The organism is Micromonospora sp. LZ37, assembly GCF_059359015.1.
The window spans coordinates 246,375-260,632 of the sequence record NZ_JCADBL010000006.1; the positions used below are offsets into that span (position 1 = coordinate 246,375).

Here is a 14,258-nt window from a genome sequence, read left to right on the forward strand (position 1 = left end):
AGTCCGACGGCGCAGGCGTTGCAGTTCGCCGAGTCGTACGTCGGCGAGGACCTCGTGCTGCGGACGGCCCGCAGCCTCGCCCGGGAGGTGGGCCTCGACGCGGTGACGCCGGGGGCCGGGGCGGCGCTGCGCCTGCTCGCCGCCGCGGGCAACGCCCGCGCGGTGGTCGAGATCGGCACCGGCACCGGCGTGAGCGGGGTCTGGCTGCTGCGCGGCATGCGCGTCGACGGGGTGCTCACCACCATCGACCTGGAGGTCGAGCACCAACGGATCGCCCGGCGGATCTTCGTCGAGGCGGGCTTCCCGCCGGGTCGTACCCGGATCATCACCGGCCGGGCGCTGGACGTGCTGCCGCGCCTCGCCGACGGCGCGTACGACCTGGTCTTCGTCGACGCCGAGCCGACCGGCTTCGCCGCCTACTCCGACGCCGCGCTGCGGCTGCTGCGGCCCGGCGGGGTGCTCGCCCTCAACGGCGCCTTCGCCGGCGGTCGGATCGGCGACCCGACCGCCCGGGACGCCGAGACCGTCACCATCCGCGAGACGATCAAGGCGATCCGGGAGTCCGAGCACTGGACGGCGGCGCTGCTGCCGGTCGGTGACGGCCTGCTCGCCGCGGTGAAGTGCTGACCCGTCGCTGACCCCCAGCGGTCCGGCGCCGCGCCGGCACCGGCGGCTCAGTCCAGCGTCGCCAGCCAGCGCAGCAGCCCGCGTACGCCCCAACCGGTCGCGCCCCGGGCCAGCTCGGCGTCGTCTCCGTCCGACCAGGACGGCGCGGACATGTCGATGTGCAGCCAGCGGTCCCGCAGGTCGCCGGTGAACTCGCGCAGGTAGAGCGCGGCGGTCACCGATCCGCCGCCCACGGCGGGTGAGCTGTGCAGGTCGGCCAGGTCGCTGCCGAGGTGCTCGACGTAGTCGGCGGGCAGCGGCATCCGCCAGGCTGCCTCGCCGGCCGCGTCGATGGCCGCCAGCAGGTCGGCGGCGAGCTGCTCGTTCTCGCTGTAGAGGGCGCCCATCCGCTTGCCGAGCGCCACCGCGTTGGCCCCGGTGAGGGTGGCCAGGTCGATCAGCAGGTCCGGCCGCAGTTCCCGCTCGGCGTAGGCCAGGGCGTCGGCGAGCACCAGCCGGCCCTCGGCGTCGGAGTTGGTGGTCTCGCTGGTCAGCCCGCCGTAGTGGCGGACGACGTCGCCGGGACGGAAGGCCGACCCGCTGACCATGTTCTCGGCCAGTGGGGCGAGGGTGGTGATCCGCACCGGGAGCCGCAGCGCCGCCGCGCCCAGGGTCGCCGCGACCACCGCGGCCGCGCCGGCCATGTCCTTGCGCATCAGCTTCATCGCCGGCACCGGCTTGATCGAGATGCCGCCGGTGTCGAAGGTGATCCCCTTGCCGACCAGCACCACATGGGTGCGGGCGTCGGCGGGCCGCCACTCCAGCTCGACTAGGCGGGGACCGCTGGCCGAGCCGGCGCCGACGGCGAGGATGCCGCCGAAGCCCTCGGCCGCCAGCTCCTCCGGGCCGCGCACCCGCAGGTGCAGGTCGGGCAGCTCGGCCGCGGCGGCCGCCACCTGGTCGGCGAACCACTGCGGGTTCTTCACCGAGGAGGGGGTGTTGGTCAGGTCCCGGGCCAGCCGGGTGTTCCGGGCGACGGTCTCGGCCGTCTCGACGGCGTCCCGGTACGCCTCCGGGTCGGCGAGGAGGAGGTCCACCTCGGCGAGTGCGGGGGCCTTCCCGGCGTCGGTCATCCGGAACCGGTAGGAGGCGAGCAGCAGCCCCTCGACGAGGGCACCGACCGCCCCGGCCGGGACGTCGACCGGCAGCGCGAAAGTGATCTGTGTCTCATCGGCGGCGGCGCGGGCGAGCCCCGCCCCGGCGGTGCGCCAGTCCTTCTCGCCGCCGTCGCCCACTCCGAGCAGGAGCAGCCGGGCGGGGGTACGACCGGGGCGCAGGTGGGCCCGGGTCTCGCCGGACCGGCCGGTGAGCCGGGTGGCGGGCAGCAGCTCGGCCGCCTCCGCCAGCGCCTCGGCGGGCAGTCCGGCGCCGGTGGCCAGCAGCTCCGCCGGGGCCTCGGACCCGGCGGTCGCGTCGCCGGACCGGACGGGCAGGACGAGAGTGTCCAGCCGGTCGGCGCCGGCTGTCAGACGGATGGCGAGCACGCTGGACCGTACCTCCGATGACGTTGGTGCGACGGGGCCCGGGCGCCCCGCGAGTGACATGCGAAGTCCCTGAGCCACCGGCCGTGCCGGTGGCTCAGGGACGCGACGTGCCGTCCGCGCGGGTTCGCGCGGACCGTCGGTCGCTCAGCCGGCGGCCGCCTTCAGTGCGTCACCGAGCGCGTTGGCCTCGTCGGGAGTCATCTCGACGACGAGCCGGCCACCGCCCTCCAGCGGGACCCGCATGACGATGCCCCGGCCCTCCTTGGTGACTTCCAGCGGACCGTCGCCAGTCCGCGGCTTCATCGCCGCCATGTTGTCTCCCCTCAGACCTACACCAGGGTCGGTGGGTTGCCCCACAGCCATTTCGTCATGACCACCCGCAAGGTACGCGGGGGTGTCGACCAATGATTTTCCCTGATGAACACCGCCGGACCCAAACCGGAGCAGCATTGATGTAACAGCATCTAGCTTATCTTGAGAAGGCCTGTCACAATGTGCGGTCATGCAGGCACGGTCGGCACTCTTCGACCTGTACGGCGACTACCTCCGACCGAGGGGTGGGCGCGCACCCGTCGCCGCCCTGGTCAAGCTGCTGGCGCCGTTGGGCATCGCACCACCGGCGGTGCGGACCGCGGTCTCCCGCATGGTCCGCCAGGGCTGGCTCGACCCGCTCCGTCTCGCCTCCGGACCCGGATATTCGATCACACCGAAGGCCGCCCGCCGACTCGACGAGGCGGCCGCCCGGATCTACCGCACCGGCCGGATCAGCTGGGACGGCCGGTTCGACCTGCTGGTGCTGGAGACGCCGAACGGTCGGCGGGAACGGCAGCGGCTCGCCGCCAACCTGAGCTTCCTCGGCTACGGCACCCTCGACGAGCACACCTGGGTGGCGACCCGGGCCAGCGAGGACGTGGACGTGCTGCTGGAGGAGGCCGGGGTGCGCTACGAGCGGTTCACCGCCGCGCACGCCGCCGGCACCCCCGGCGCGATGGGCATCGTCCGCCGCGCCTGGGACCTCACCGAGATCGGGCACGCGTACGAGCGGTTCGTCGCCGAGCAGCGCCCACAGCTGGCCGGGGTCACCGTGCGCAGCGGGGACGAGGAGGCCTACGCGGCCCGGTTCCGCCTGGTGCACGCGTGGCGTACCTTCCTCTTCCGGGACCCGCAGCTGCCGCCGGCGCTGCTCCCGGAGCGCTGGCCCGGCACCGCCGCGGCCAGCTTCTTCGACCGGCACGCGGCCCGGCTGCGGCCGGCCGCCGACCGGTACGTCGAGCAGTGCCTCGACTCCGGCAACCGCCTCGTCCGACAGAAGGGTCGTTGACAACGTGACCGAGCCGCTGCTCGTCGACCGGACCGACGCCGTGGTCACCCTGACGCTGAACCGACCCACGGCGATGAACTCGCTCGACGTGGCGCTCAAGGAGGCGCTCCGGGACACCCTGGCACAGCTGGAGACCGACCGGTCCTGCCGGGCGGTGGTGCTGGCCGGGGCGGGCGGGCAGTTCAGCGCCGGCCAGGACCTGCGCGAGCACGTGCAGACCCTCCAGTCCGCCGCCGCGAACCCGCTGGACACCGTGCGGGCGCACTACAACCCGATCGCCGCCCGGCTGGCCAACCTGCCCAAGCCGGTGATCGCCGCGGTGCGCGGGATGGCCGCCGGGGCGGGCGCCTCGCTGGCGTTCCTCGCCGACTTCCGGGTCGGCGGGCCGAAGACGAAGTTCCTGATGGCGTTCGCCGGGGTGGGCCTGGCCGCCGACACCGGGGCGTCCTGGACGCTGCCCCGGCTGGTCGGCCACGCCAAGGCCGTCGAGCTGCTCATGCTCGCCGAGCCGGTGGGCGCCGAGGAGGCCTGCCGGCTGGGGCTGCTCACCAGGCTGGTCGACGACGACGAGCAGGTGCTGCCGACCGCGCAGGAGCTGGCCGCCCGGCTCGCCGCCGGTCCGACCATCGCGTACGGGGCGATCAAGCGGCAGCTCTCCATCGCCGACGCGGGCACCCTCGCCGACGCCCTGGCGGCCGAGGCGCAGGCCCAGTCGATCTGCGGGGCCACCGCCGACCACCGCGCCGCCACGATGGCCTTCGTCAACAAGCAGGAGCCGGTCTTCGAGGGACACTGAGCGACTTCCGCGCCTCGGCCGGACGCCCGGCCGCCGGCCGCGTCGCCGACCGGCAGGCGGCCGCACGCCGGCTGCGACAGGCCCCCTGCCCGGGTCACCGCCACAGTGGACGTCCCCGGACGACCGCCGGCGGGCTAGTCGTCCTCCTCCGGGTCCTGGTTGGCCTCGGCGCCGAGCACGAACGCCTGCATGGCCAGTTCGTCGCCGGAGGGCGAGACGAACGCGGGCAGCTCCGCCGGGCCCAGCTCCTGCACGTAGGACCAGAAGAGCCGGACCGCCTCGGCGCGCGAGTCCGCCTCGATGGGCAGATCCAGGCTGACCAGCCAGGTGCGGCGCAGCGGGGGCGGGCCGAGCCGGTCGACCAGGTCCCGGTAGACGTCGGCGTCGAGCGCGGTGACCGGCCCGGTGACCCGCACCGGCTCCGCCGGCACCGGCTCGTCGAAGGCCCGGCGGGTGTACGCCACGGCCAGCGTCCCGTCCTCGCGGCGGGCCACCCGACCCAGCGCCACCAGGCGCAGCGGGCCGTCGGCCAGCACGGCCACCGGGGCGCCGGGGCGCGGTCCCGGCTCCCCGGCCGGGGCGGGAAGCTCCAGGGTGTCGTGGTGGACGAGGCGTTCGGCGTCGAGACGCCCGGCCGGGAGCAGCACCGCCCAGGCGCCGTCGTCCCGCCCGTCGACATCGGCGCTGCCGGTGCTGCGGTGGTCGGTCGCGGTCATGCACCCATCCCATCACGGGCCGCCGTGGCGGCGACGTGGCAGCCCGCGAGATGGTCGTCCACCATCCCGGTGGCCTGCATCAGCGCGTACGCGGTGGTGGGGCCGACGAAGCGGAAGCCGCGCTTCTTGAGCGCCTTGGCCAGCGCGGTGGACTCCGGGGTCAGGGCCGGCACCTGGGCGAAGGACTCCGGCCGGGCGGCCCGCGGCGGCGGCGCGTACGACCAGAGCAGGGCGGAGAGGCCGTCGGGCAGCTCCAGTGCGGCGCGGGCGTTGGCGACCGCCGCCTCGATCTTGGCGCGGTTGCGGACGATCCCGACGTCGGCGAGGAGGCGGGCCACGTCCGACTCGTCGTAGCCGGCGACCCGCTCGATCCGGAACTCGTCGAAGGCGAGCCGGAACGCCGGGCGCTTGCGCAGGATGGTCAGCCAGGACAGGCCGGACTGGAACGCCTCCAGGGTGAGCCGTTCGTAGAGCGCGTCGTCGCCGCGCAGCGGCCGGCCCCACTCCTCGTCGTGGTAGACGGCGTAGTCCGGGGTGCTCGCACCCCAGGCACAGCGGGGCAGCCCGTCCGGGCCTCTCACCAGGTCGCTCACGGCGTACAGGCTAGGGCAGGGGCCGGACGGGCCGGACGGGTCAGGGCAGGCGGCCCTGCTCGACCAGCCGGGCGAACCGCTTCAGCGCCAGGGTCAGGCTGGCCTTCGAGCCGGGCCAGAGCAGGGGCCACGCCACCCGCCCGGCGGCTCCGCCGGGCAGGTGGAACCACTCGTGCCAGACCACCTGGGTGCGGTCCCCGGTGATCGGGGTGCAGCGCAGCACCCCGGGGCCGCGCAGCAGCTTGCCGCAGTGCACCACCCCGACCTCGTACGGCGCGTCGACCCGGACCACCCGCATCTCGTCGCGCAGCGCCACCGGCCCGAGCGCGGTGACCGCCTCGACCAGGGTGCCCTCCCCGCCGTCGCCCTCGACGACCCGGACCGTGGTGAACGGGATCCAGTCGGACTGCCGCTCCCAGTCGGTGAGGGCGGCGAAGACCCGGTCGGCGGGGGCGTCGACGATCACGGTGGCGGTGAACTCGCCCGCGCCGGGCTGCGCCACCTCGCCCAGCCCGTCCACGCCCTCCCGGCCGGTCACAGCGACTCCGAGCGGACCCTGGCCGCGGGCCGACCCTCGGCCGGTTCGGCCGCGTCGGTCGGGGTGTCGGCGCCGGGCTCGGCCGGCCCGGTGCCGTCGGCGGGCCGCAACACGCCGGCCGGGGCGTCGCCGGTCCACACCGGGTCGCCGTCGGGCCGGTCGCTGGTGAGCGGAACGGGCTCACCGGGGGACGCCACGGCGCCGGACGGATCCGCGTGCGCCGGGGCGTCGGTGGCGGTCGGGCCCGGCTCGGCCCGCCCGGCCGCCTCCTCGCGGGCCCGGCGCAGCGCGTCGGCGTCGGCGGTCCGGCCCTCGCGCAGCGCCGCGACCTCGGCCTCCAGCACCCCGATCAGCTCGGACTTGTAGCCGATGTCGTAGGCGGCCCGGCGCATCGCCTGGTCGACCTGCGCCATCCGGTAGCCGCGCAGCGTGGTGTCGAACCGGACCGCACCGAGGTCGGCCTCGCGCAGCGGACGGCTGCCGGGCAGCGGGACGGCCCGGCCGTCCGGCTCGGCCGGCACCAGGCCGGGATCCCGCCCGGAGATCAGCACGGTCACCCCGAACACCACCGCGGCAACCGTCAACGCGATGACCAGTACGAGCAGCACCTGACCCATGGACAGATCGTGGCACGGGGACCGGTCCCCGAGCGACCCCAACACCGGGCTCGCCGACGATCGTCTGGTGCGCGTCCCGGCCCGACGGCGTGGCGGCCGACCGGATAGCGTCGTCAGCGGCCGGGCGACCCGGCCGGCGACGGGCGGGGAGGCGGGCATGGCCGGGGCGCTGCGGCTCGGTGGGCGGACGTTCGCCCCGGGCGAGCTGGTGGTGATGGCGATCGTCAACCGCACGCCGGACTCGTTCTTCGACCAGGGCGCGACCTTCGCCCAGGACAGCGCGCTGCGCGCCGTGGAGCGCGCGGTGACCGAGGGCGCGGAGATCATCGACATCGGCGGGGTCAAGGCCGGCCCGGGCGACGAGGTCGACGTGGCCGAGGAGATCCGCCGGACGGTGGACACCATCGCCGCCGTCCGGGCCGCCTTCCCCGAGGTGGTCATCTCGATCGACACCTGGCGGGCCGAGGTGGCGGTGGAGGCGGTGGCCGCGGGCGCCGACCTGCTCAACGACACCTGGTCCGGCGCGGACCCGGCGCTGGCCCGGGTCGCGGCGCAGACCGGGGCGGGGCTGGTCTGCTCGCACGCGGGGGGCCTCGCGCCGCGGACCCGGCCGCACCGCGCCGCCTTCGACGACGTGGTCGCCGACGTGGTCACGACGGTGACCGGGCTCGCCGAGCGCGCGGTCGCCCTGGGGGTACGCCCCGACGGCGTCCTGATCGACCCGGCGCACGACTTCGGCAAGAACACCCGTCACTCGTTGGAGATCACCCGTCGGCTCGACGAGCTCTCCGGGACCGGCTGGCCGCTGCTGGTCGCGCTCTCGAACAAGGACTTCATCGGCGAGACGCTGGACCTGCCGGTGCCGGAGCGGCTGGAGGGCACCCTCGCCGCCACCGCCGTCTCGGCCTGGCTCGGCGCCCAGGTGTTCCGCGCCCACCAGGTGCTCCCCACCCGCCGCGTCCTGGACATGGTCGCCTCCATCCGCGGCGACCGTCCGCCCACCCTGACCCGCCGCGGCCTGGCCTGACCCCGGCGACGCCGATCTCCGGCTGCGCGGAGCCCGGAGCCGGGCCGGGAGTGCGAGACCGCAGCGGGGGCGGGTCAGGTCCAGCGGAGGATGTTCTTGCGCCAGGCGTAGAGGATGCCGAGCGCGACGATCGCCACGAAGATGCCCATCTCGGCGACGGTGATCAGGCCGAAGCCGGGCCGGTCGAAGACGACCGCCCAGGGGAAGAGGAAGACCGCCTCGACGGCGAACAGGACGTACAGGTAGGCGTACACGTAGTAGCGGATCTGCATCTGGGCCCAGTCGCCGCCGACCGGGTCGAGACCGCACTCGTAGCTGGCCCGCTTGCCCGGCGGATCAGCCGGACGGCTGGGACGTAACACCCGGTTGGCCGAGAACGCCATAACGAAGAAGAGGGCGCTGGCGAGCAGCAGCAGCCCGAGCGTCGCGTACGAGCCCAGGTAACCGGTCACGGTGGGTCAGCCTACCGGGCGCCCCGACCCCGTCCCGCCCGGAGCGGGCGCAGTACCGAACACGTTACGAATTCGTTTCCCGACGGGACTGGTGCCCCGAGGCAACTGTTGCCGAATAATGAACCCTCACCCAGTGTCACGGAGGACAGATGGCCCGCGTGGACCTGCGCTTCGCTAGGCGGACCCTTGACCAGCGCACCTCTTCCCTGGTCGGGGCGGCACTGGCGACAGGTTTGGCAGTGGCGCTGGCGGTCGCGCCCGGCCTGGCGACGGCGGCACCGACGGTGACGCGGGCCGCCACCCCGGAGACCGGCGAAACCACCCCGGCCGGTGAGCCCACGGAGGAGACCACGCCCCCGGTGGAGCCGACCGCGCCGACGACCGAGCCGACCGCGGGACCACCGACGCAGGACCCGGACCCGACCCCGTCCGATGCCGCGCCCACCACCGTCGCGCCGACGACCAGCGCCCCCGCCGCACCGGCCCCGACCACCACCCGGCCGCCCACCACCGCGCCGGCGCCGCCCCCGCCCCCGCCGGGCGGAAACCGGACCGGGGTCCGGGTCACCACCGGCGACATCTCGCTCGGCCCCGGCTACTGGAACGCCCGGAACACCGTCACCACGCTGCGGGTCACCGTCACCAACACCGGCGCCGCGTCGGCCCGGATCCGCCTCGGCTACACCCTGCCCGCCGGCATCACCGACGCCGGCACCCCGGGCTGCGCCGCCGCGGGCGGCGGAGCATGGCGCTGCGGCGAGTGGACCGCCGCCGCCGGCGCCCGGTTCAGCAGCGTGATCAAGGTACGGGTCGGCGGCACCGCCTGGCGGCAGATGCCGTTGAGCGGCTCGGTGCGGGTGACCGCGACGGGGGCGGACACGGGCGCCGTCGCCGCGGACGACGAGGGCTTCGCCGTGCTCTTCCCGCCCGGCCCGCCGGTGCCGGGGATCAAGCTCGCCGCCGACGAGGTCGCCTTCGACATCAGCGGCACCCCGACCGAGCTGGCCGTCCGGCTGGGCAACACCGGCAAGGTGGACGCCGCCGGCCGGATCGAGGTGATCCTGCCCGCCGGGGTCAGCGTGCCGAACCCGCCGGCCGGCTGCGAGGCCGCCGGGCCGACCCGGACCCGCTGCGACGTGGGGACGGTCGCGGCGGGCCGGACCGCCGCGCTGCGGCTGCCGGTCGCGGCGTCCCCGGAGGCCCAGCGGCAGGCGCCGCTGGCCGGAGCGCTGCTCGGCAAGCTGGAGCCGCAGAGTGGCCGGACGCGGCAGATGCAGATGAGCTTCCGGATCAACGCCGCCGCCGCGCTGGCCACCCCGGCCGCGTCCACCCCCACGCCGACCGGCTCGCAGGGGGTGCTCGCCGCGGCCGGCCAGACCTCCGGCGACGACGGGATGAGTTCGGTGCAGCAGATCGCGGTGGCCCTGATCGGGGTCTCCGGCGTGCTGGTGGTGCTGGCGCTGGCGCTGGCCACCGCCTCGCTGCGGCGGCGGATGAGCGGACCGGTGACGGACCCGGCCGGCAATCCGGCAGCCGACTGAACCCGGCGGCGCCGATCCGGGTGGACCCGGCGGCGCCGACCCGGGCCCTCGCCCGGTGATCTGGATTACGGCGGCCAACACGAAACGGCTCAAAGCCGGACAGAAGGCCGCCAAATCCGATCCCACTCGTCGGACCTCCACCAAGGATGCCCTAAGGACTCGACGTAGGCTCTGAGGTGAGAATCGACAGCGGGCCGGACCAACCACGGGTGGACCGGGCGCAGCGGCGCGTCAAGGAGGTCACGTGGCGGGGCACGGCGAGGTCACCAACAGGTTCAGCCGCCCGCGCGACGGGGCTGAGCGAAGCGAGGTGCAGGCGTGACCAAGCAGATCCGTCAACTCGACCGGGTGGTCATCCGCTTCGCGGGGGACTCCGGCGACGGCATGCAGTTGACCGGCGACCGGTTCACCTCGGAGACGGCGCAGCTGGGCAACGACATCTCCACGTTGCCCAACTTCCCGGCCGAGATCCGGGCGCCCGCCGGCACCCTGCCCGGGGTGTCCAGCTTCCAGGTGCACTTCGCCGACTACGACATCCTCACCCCGGGCGACGCGCCGAACGTCCTGGTCGCGATGAACCCGGCGGCGCTCAAGGCGAACCTGGCCGACCTGCCGCGCGGCGCGGACATCATCGTCAACACCGACGAGTTCACCCGACGCAACCTGGCCAAGGTGGGCTACCAGGCCAGCCCGCTGGACGACGACTCGCTCGCCGGCTACGTGGTGCACCCGGTGGCGTTGACGTCGATGACGGTCGGCGCGCTGGCCGAGCACGCGGTGTCCAAGAAGGACGCCGAGCGGGCCAAGAACATGTTCGCCCTCGGCCTGCTGTCCTGGATGTACTCCCGGCCCTACGAGTCGACGCTGCGCTTCCTGGAGCGCAAGTTCGCCGCTCGCCCCGAGCTGGTCGCCGCCAACGTGGCCGCCTTCCGGGCCGGCTGGAACTTCGGCGAGACCACCGAGGACTTCTCCGTCCGGTACGAGGTCAAGCCGGCGAAGATGCTGCCGGGCACCTACCGGAACATCACCGGCAACGCGGCGCTCTCGCTCGGTCTGGTCGCCGCCGGCGTCCGCTCCGGGCTGCCGGTCTTCCTCGGGGCGTACCCGATCACGCCGGCCTCGGACATCCTGCACGAGCTGAGCAAGCACAAGCGGTTCGGTGTGGTCACCATGCAGGCCGAGGACGAGATCGCCGCGGTCGGCGCCGCGCTGGGCGCCTCGTACGGCGGCGCGCTCGGCGTCACCACCACCAGCGGCCCCGGCGTCGCGCTGAAGAGCGAGACGATCTCCCTCGCGGTGGCGCTGGAGCTGCCGCTGGTCATCGTCGACGTGCAGCGGGCCGGACCGTCCACCGGCATGCCGACCAAGACCGAGCAGGCCGACCTCAACATGGCGCTGCACGGGCGGCACGGTGAGGCCCCGGTCGCGGTGATCGCGCCGAAGTCGCCTTCGGACTGCTTCCACGCGGCGCTGGAGGCGGCCCGGATCGCGCTGACCTACCGCACCCCGGTGATCCTGCTGTCCGACAACTACGTCGCCAACGGCTCCGAGCCGTGGCTGCTGCCCGACGTGGAGTCCCTGCCCGACCTGCGGGTCGAGTTCGCCACGAAGCCCAACGGCGAGGACGGCACCACCTTCCTGCCGTACCTGCGGGACCCGCAGACCCTGGCCCGGCCGTGGGCCATCCCCGGCACCCCGGGGCTGGAGCACCGGATCGGCGGCCTGGAGAAGGCCGACAAGACCGGTGACATCTCCTACGACCCGGCGAACCACGACTTCATGGTCCGCACCCGGGCGGCCCGGATCGAGACGATCCCGGTCCCGGACGTCGAGGTGGAGGACCCGGACGGCGACGCCCGGGTGCTGGTGCTCGGCTGGGGCTCGACGTACGGCCCGATCGGCGCGGCCTGCCGTGGCCTGCGCCAGCGCGGGCTCTCCGTCGCCCAGGCGCACCTGCGCCACCTGGCCCCGATGCCGGCCAACCTGGGCGAGGTGCTGCGCGCCTACGACCGGGTGGTCATCCCCGAGATGAACCTCGGCCAGCTGGCCCACGTGATCCGGGCCAAGTACCTGGTCGACGCCATCGGCTACAACCAGGTCCGCGGCCTGCCGTTCACCGCCGCCGAGCTGGAGACGATGCTGGAAGAGGTGCTGAAGAATGTCTGAGCCCGTCGCCCTCAAGCTCACCGCCAAGGACTTCAAGTCCGACCAGGAGGTGCGCTGGTGCCCCGGCTGCGGCGACTACGCGATCCTCGCCGCGATCCAGCAGTTCATGCCGGAGCTGAACATCCCGCGGGAGAACACCGTCTTCGTCTCCGGGATCGGCTGCTCGTCGCGCTTCCCGTACTACATGAACACCTACGGGTTGCACTCGATCCACGGCCGCGCTCCGGCGATCGCGACCGGCCTGTCGGTCTCCCGGCCGGACCTGTCGGTCTGGGTGGTCACCGGTGACGGTGACGCGCTCTCCATCGGCGGCAACCACCTGATCCACGCGCTGCGTCGCAACGTCAACCTCAAGATCCTGCTCTTCAACAACCGGATCTACGGCCTGACCAAGGGGCAGTACTCCCCGACCTCCGAGGTCGGCAAGGTCACCAAGTCGACCCCGGCCGGCTCGGCGGACGCCCCGTTCAACCCGCTGTCGCTGGCGCTGGGCGCGGAGGCCACCTTCGTCGGCCGGACCATCGACTCCGACCGCAAGCACCTCCAGTCGGTGCTGCGGGCCGCCGCCGAGCACCAGGGCTCGGCGTTCGTGGAGATCTACCAGAACTGCAACATCTTCAACGACGGCGCCTTCGACCAGCTCAAGGATCCGGGCACCCGGGACGACTACCTGATCCGGCTGGAGCACGGGCAGCCGATCACGTTCGGCAAGGACGGGCAGTTCTGCGTCGTCCACCCGCCGGGCGGTTTCGGCCTGGAGGTGCGGGAGACCGCGGCGACCCGGCCCGAGGAGATCGTGGTGCACGACGCCACGGTCAACGACCCGGCGTACGCCTTCGCCCTGTCCCGGCTGCCCGGCCTGGACCTGCGCAACACCCCGATCGGCGTGTTCCGCTCGGTGGATCGCCCGTCGTACGACAGCGTGGTGCAGGAGCAGGTCGCCACGGCCAAGGCGTCGGTGACCGACACCCCGGAGCAGCAGCTCGCCGGCCTGCTCGCCGGCGGCGACACCTGGACGATCATCTGACCGGTCGCCGGTCGCCGGACACCGGCACGCCCGCCCGCGAAGGGGTGGTCACTCCCGAGGAGTGACCACCCCTTCCGTGTGCCGTGGCACCGGTCAGGCGGCGGACACCGGCGTCCACAGCGCGTCGATGGCGCGCTCGGCCGCCGCACGGCTCTCCTCGGCCAGGGGGATCAGCGTCGCCATGGCCGGGTTCACCGGCGCGAGGGTCAGCTCGGCGGTGATGAAGCGGGGCTCCAGGCCGGTCATCGAGAGCCCGTGCGGCAGCCAGGGCTCGGCGTGGTCCCAGCCGGCGCGCGGGGTGCCCGAGCCGTAGCCGCCACCTCGGCTGGCCAGCACGATGAACTCGCGGCCGCCGAGCAGCCCCTGCCCCGTCTCCGGGTGGTACCCGAGTCCGGGGGCGATGAGGTGGTCCACCCACGCCTTGACGCTGCTCGGCGCGGAGTAGTTGTAGAGCGGCAGACCGAGCAGGATCGTGTCGGCCCGCTGCACCTCGGCGACCAGCCGCTCGGTCAGCGCCCAGGATGCCTGCTGAGCCGGCGTGTGCTGGTCGGCGGGGACCATCCGGGCCAGGCCGCCGGCCTCGTCCAGGTGCGGCAGGGGCTCGCTGCCGAGGTCCCGGTAGGTGACCGTGCCACCCGGGTGGGCGGCGCGCCAGGCGGCGGCGGCCCGGGCGGTGAGCTGCCGGCTGACCGAACGTTCGCCCTGAATGCTCGAGTCGATGTGCAACAGGTGGGGCATTATTTATCCCTTACAGATGATTGGTGTTGCGTCAATCATTTATAGCAGGCCGATCGATGGACACCCCGGTAGACTCGGTCACATGCCTGCCGTGCCGGTCGACCAGTCCGAGCACCGTTCCGGGGCCCTGCTCGATCACCTGGCCCGACGGATGCGGCTGCGCTCCGAGTCGGTGCTGGCGCCGCTCGGCCTGCGGCCTCGTCACCTCGTCGCGCTCACCGTGCTGCGCGCGGAGGGGGGCATCAGCCAACAGGCGCTGGCGGGCAAGCTGGAGATGGACGGGACGAACGTCGTCGGGCTGCTCAACGAGCTCGAGAAGGCGCACCTGGTGGAGCGGCGTCGCTCAGCCGCGGACCGACGCCGCCATGTGGTAGAGATCACCGATACCGGGAGAAAACGCCTCGGTGAGGCGGAGTGCGCCCTCGCCACCGCCGAGGAGGAGGTGCTCGGCGCGCTCGATGCCGACCAGCGCGAGACGCTCTACGAACTGCTCCGCACGGCGGCCACCGGGTCCGCGCTCAACTGCGCCGCGGCGCTCCGGGACGAGAGCGGGGACTCCGACGACGGCTGCTGAGT

At 73.9% G+C, this 14,258-nt stretch carries 16 protein-coding genes; 8 read left to right on the plus strand and 8 right to left on the minus strand.

All coding sequences use genetic code 11. The annotated features are described in order from the left end of the window. The first annotated feature begins 18 nt into the window (after positions 1-18). Complete coding sequence (locus AC5L3Z_RS15415) at positions 19-627, plus strand: O-methyltransferase (RefSeq protein ID WP_334529696.1); 609 nt, start codon at positions 19-21, stop codon at positions 625-627. Positions 628-674: 47 nt separating this feature from the next. Here AC5L3Z_RS15415 and AC5L3Z_RS15420 read toward each other — a convergent pair whose 3' ends face one another. Both AC5L3Z_RS15420 and AC5L3Z_RS15425 read right to left on the minus strand, forming a co-directional pair. Further along, the gene (locus AC5L3Z_RS15420) at positions 675-2,150 is read right to left on the minus strand and encodes a leucyl aminopeptidase family protein (RefSeq protein ID WP_494842553.1); all 1,476 of its coding nucleotides are present in this window, start codon (positions 2,148-2,150) and stop codon (positions 675-677) included. Positions 2,151-2,294: 144 nt separating this feature from the next. Beyond that, positions 2,295-2,462 (minus strand): DUF3117 domain-containing protein, encoded by a 168-nt coding sequence (locus AC5L3Z_RS15425; RefSeq protein ID WP_007455245.1) that lies wholly within the window; start codon positions 2,460-2,462, stop codon positions 2,295-2,297. Between the two features lie 190 nt (positions 2,463-2,652). On the opposite strand from AC5L3Z_RS15425, the gene AC5L3Z_RS15430 reads away from it, so the two are divergent. Both AC5L3Z_RS15430 and AC5L3Z_RS15435 read left to right on the plus strand, forming a co-directional pair. Next, complete coding sequence (locus tag AC5L3Z_RS15430) at positions 2,653-3,471, plus strand: PaaX family transcriptional regulator (protein ID WP_494842554.1); 819 nt, start codon at positions 2,653-2,655, stop codon at positions 3,469-3,471. Between the two features lie 4 nt (positions 3,472-3,475). Beyond that, a complete protein-coding gene (locus tag AC5L3Z_RS15435) occupies positions 3,476-4,267 on the plus strand; it encodes an enoyl-CoA hydratase-related protein (protein ID WP_494842556.1) in 792 nt (263 codons plus the stop codon). A 134-nt stretch (positions 4,268-4,401) separates the two neighbouring features. On the opposite strand, the gene AC5L3Z_RS15440 is transcribed toward AC5L3Z_RS15435, so the two are convergent. The 4 genes from AC5L3Z_RS15440 to AC5L3Z_RS15455 are packed head-to-tail and all read right to left on the minus strand — an operon-like array spanning position 4,402 to position 6,731. Beyond that, the gene (locus AC5L3Z_RS15440; protein ID WP_494842557.1) at positions 4,402-4,983 is read right to left on the minus strand and encodes a hypothetical protein; all 582 of its coding nucleotides are present in this window, start codon (positions 4,981-4,983) and stop codon (positions 4,402-4,404) included. Next, positions 4,980-5,576 (minus strand): DNA-3-methyladenine glycosylase I, encoded by a 597-nt coding sequence (locus AC5L3Z_RS15445; RefSeq protein ID WP_494842558.1) that lies wholly within the window; start codon positions 5,574-5,576, stop codon positions 4,980-4,982. Before AC5L3Z_RS15445 ends, AC5L3Z_RS15440 begins: the two co-directional genes overlap by 4 nt. Positions 5,577-5,616: 40 nt before the next feature. Beyond that, positions 5,617-6,114, minus strand: coding sequence for an SRPBCC family protein (locus AC5L3Z_RS15450; RefSeq protein ID WP_494842559.1), 498 nt, complete (start codon positions 6,112-6,114; stop codon positions 5,617-5,619). Next, complete coding sequence (locus tag AC5L3Z_RS15455; RefSeq protein WP_494842561.1) at positions 6,111-6,731, minus strand: DivIVA domain-containing protein; 621 nt, start codon at positions 6,729-6,731, stop codon at positions 6,111-6,113. Before AC5L3Z_RS15455 ends, AC5L3Z_RS15450 begins: the two co-directional genes overlap by 4 nt. A 157-nt stretch (positions 6,732-6,888) precedes the next feature. Here AC5L3Z_RS15455 and folP point away from each other — a divergent pair, with 157 nt between their 5' ends. Further along, positions 6,889-7,758, plus strand: a complete 870-nt coding sequence (gene folP, locus AC5L3Z_RS15460; protein WP_494842563.1) for a dihydropteroate synthase — start codon at positions 6,889-6,891, stop codon at positions 7,756-7,758. Positions 7,759-7,832: 74 nt separating this feature from the next. Here the strand turns inward: folP and ndhC are convergent, their stop codons facing one another. Further along, positions 7,833-8,210 carry an NADH-quinone oxidoreductase subunit A gene (ndhC, locus tag AC5L3Z_RS15465; protein ID WP_494842565.1) on the minus strand — a complete coding sequence of 126 codons (378 nt, stop codon included), beginning with the start codon at positions 8,208-8,210 and terminating at the stop codon, positions 7,833-7,835. A gap of 149 nt (positions 8,211-8,359) precedes the next feature. Between ndhC and AC5L3Z_RS15470 the strand changes: the two genes are divergently transcribed. The 3 genes from AC5L3Z_RS15470 to AC5L3Z_RS15480 all read left to right on the plus strand — a co-directional run bounded on the left by AC5L3Z_RS15470 (position 8,360) and on the right by AC5L3Z_RS15480 (position 12,944). Next, positions 8,360-9,751, plus strand: coding sequence for a hypothetical protein (locus tag AC5L3Z_RS15470; RefSeq protein WP_494842567.1), 1,392 nt, complete (start codon positions 8,360-8,362; stop codon positions 9,749-9,751). A gap of 318 nt (positions 9,752-10,069) precedes the next feature. Further along, a complete protein-coding gene (locus AC5L3Z_RS15475) occupies positions 10,070-11,917 on the plus strand; it encodes a 2-oxoacid:acceptor oxidoreductase subunit alpha (RefSeq protein ID WP_494842569.1) in 1,848 nt (615 codons plus the stop codon). Beyond that, positions 11,910-12,944: a 2-oxoacid:ferredoxin oxidoreductase subunit beta gene (locus tag AC5L3Z_RS15480; protein WP_334529732.1), complete on the plus strand. Its 1,035-nt coding sequence runs from the start codon at positions 11,910-11,912 to the stop codon at positions 12,942-12,944. The genes AC5L3Z_RS15475 and AC5L3Z_RS15480 overlap by 8 nt, the downstream gene beginning before the upstream one ends. Positions 12,945-13,037: 93 nt before the next feature. On the opposite strand, the gene AC5L3Z_RS15485 is transcribed toward AC5L3Z_RS15480, so the two are convergent. Further along, the gene (locus tag AC5L3Z_RS15485; RefSeq protein WP_494842571.1) at positions 13,038-13,682 is read right to left on the minus strand and encodes an FMN-dependent NADH-azoreductase; all 645 of its coding nucleotides are present in this window, start codon (positions 13,680-13,682) and stop codon (positions 13,038-13,040) included. A gap of 82 nt (positions 13,683-13,764) precedes the next feature. On the opposite strand from AC5L3Z_RS15485, the gene AC5L3Z_RS15490 reads away from it, so the two are divergent. Continuing rightward, positions 13,765-14,256, plus strand: a complete 492-nt coding sequence (locus AC5L3Z_RS15490) for a MarR family winged helix-turn-helix transcriptional regulator (RefSeq protein ID WP_494842573.1) — start codon at positions 13,765-13,767, stop codon at positions 14,254-14,256. The last annotated feature ends 2 nt before the right edge of the window (positions 14,257-14,258 follow it).

Coding starts and splice junctions, on each gene's coding strand:
- AC5L3Z_RS15425 (WP_007455245.1), bottom strand. CDS start 2,462: ATGGCGGCGATGAAGCCGCGGACTGGCGACGGTCCGCTGGAAGTCACC.
- AC5L3Z_RS15430 (WP_494842554.1), top strand. CDS start 2,653: ATGCAGGCACGGTCGGCACTCTTCGACCTGTACGGCGACTACCTCCGA.
- AC5L3Z_RS15440 (WP_494842557.1), bottom strand. CDS start 4,983: ATGACCGCGACCGACCACCGCAGCACCGGCAGCGCCGATGTCGACGGG.
- AC5L3Z_RS15455 (WP_494842561.1), bottom strand. CDS start 6,731: ATGGGTCAGGTGCTGCTCGTACTGGTCATCGCGTTGACGGTTGCCGCG.
- folP (WP_494842563.1), top strand. CDS start 6,889: ATGGCCGGGGCGCTGCGGCTCGGTGGGCGGACGTTCGCCCCGGGCGAG.
- AC5L3Z_RS15470 (WP_494842567.1), top strand. CDS start 8,360: ATGGCCCGCGTGGACCTGCGCTTCGCTAGGCGGACCCTTGACCAGCGC.
- AC5L3Z_RS15480 (WP_334529732.1), top strand. CDS start 11,910: ATGTCTGAGCCCGTCGCCCTCAAGCTCACCGCCAAGGACTTCAAGTCC.
- AC5L3Z_RS15485 (WP_494842571.1), bottom strand. CDS start 13,682: ATGCCCCACCTGTTGCACATCGACTCGAGCATTCAGGGCGAACGTTCG.
- AC5L3Z_RS15490 (WP_494842573.1), top strand. CDS start 13,765: ATGCCTGCCGTGCCGGTCGACCAGTCCGAGCACCGTTCCGGGGCCCTG.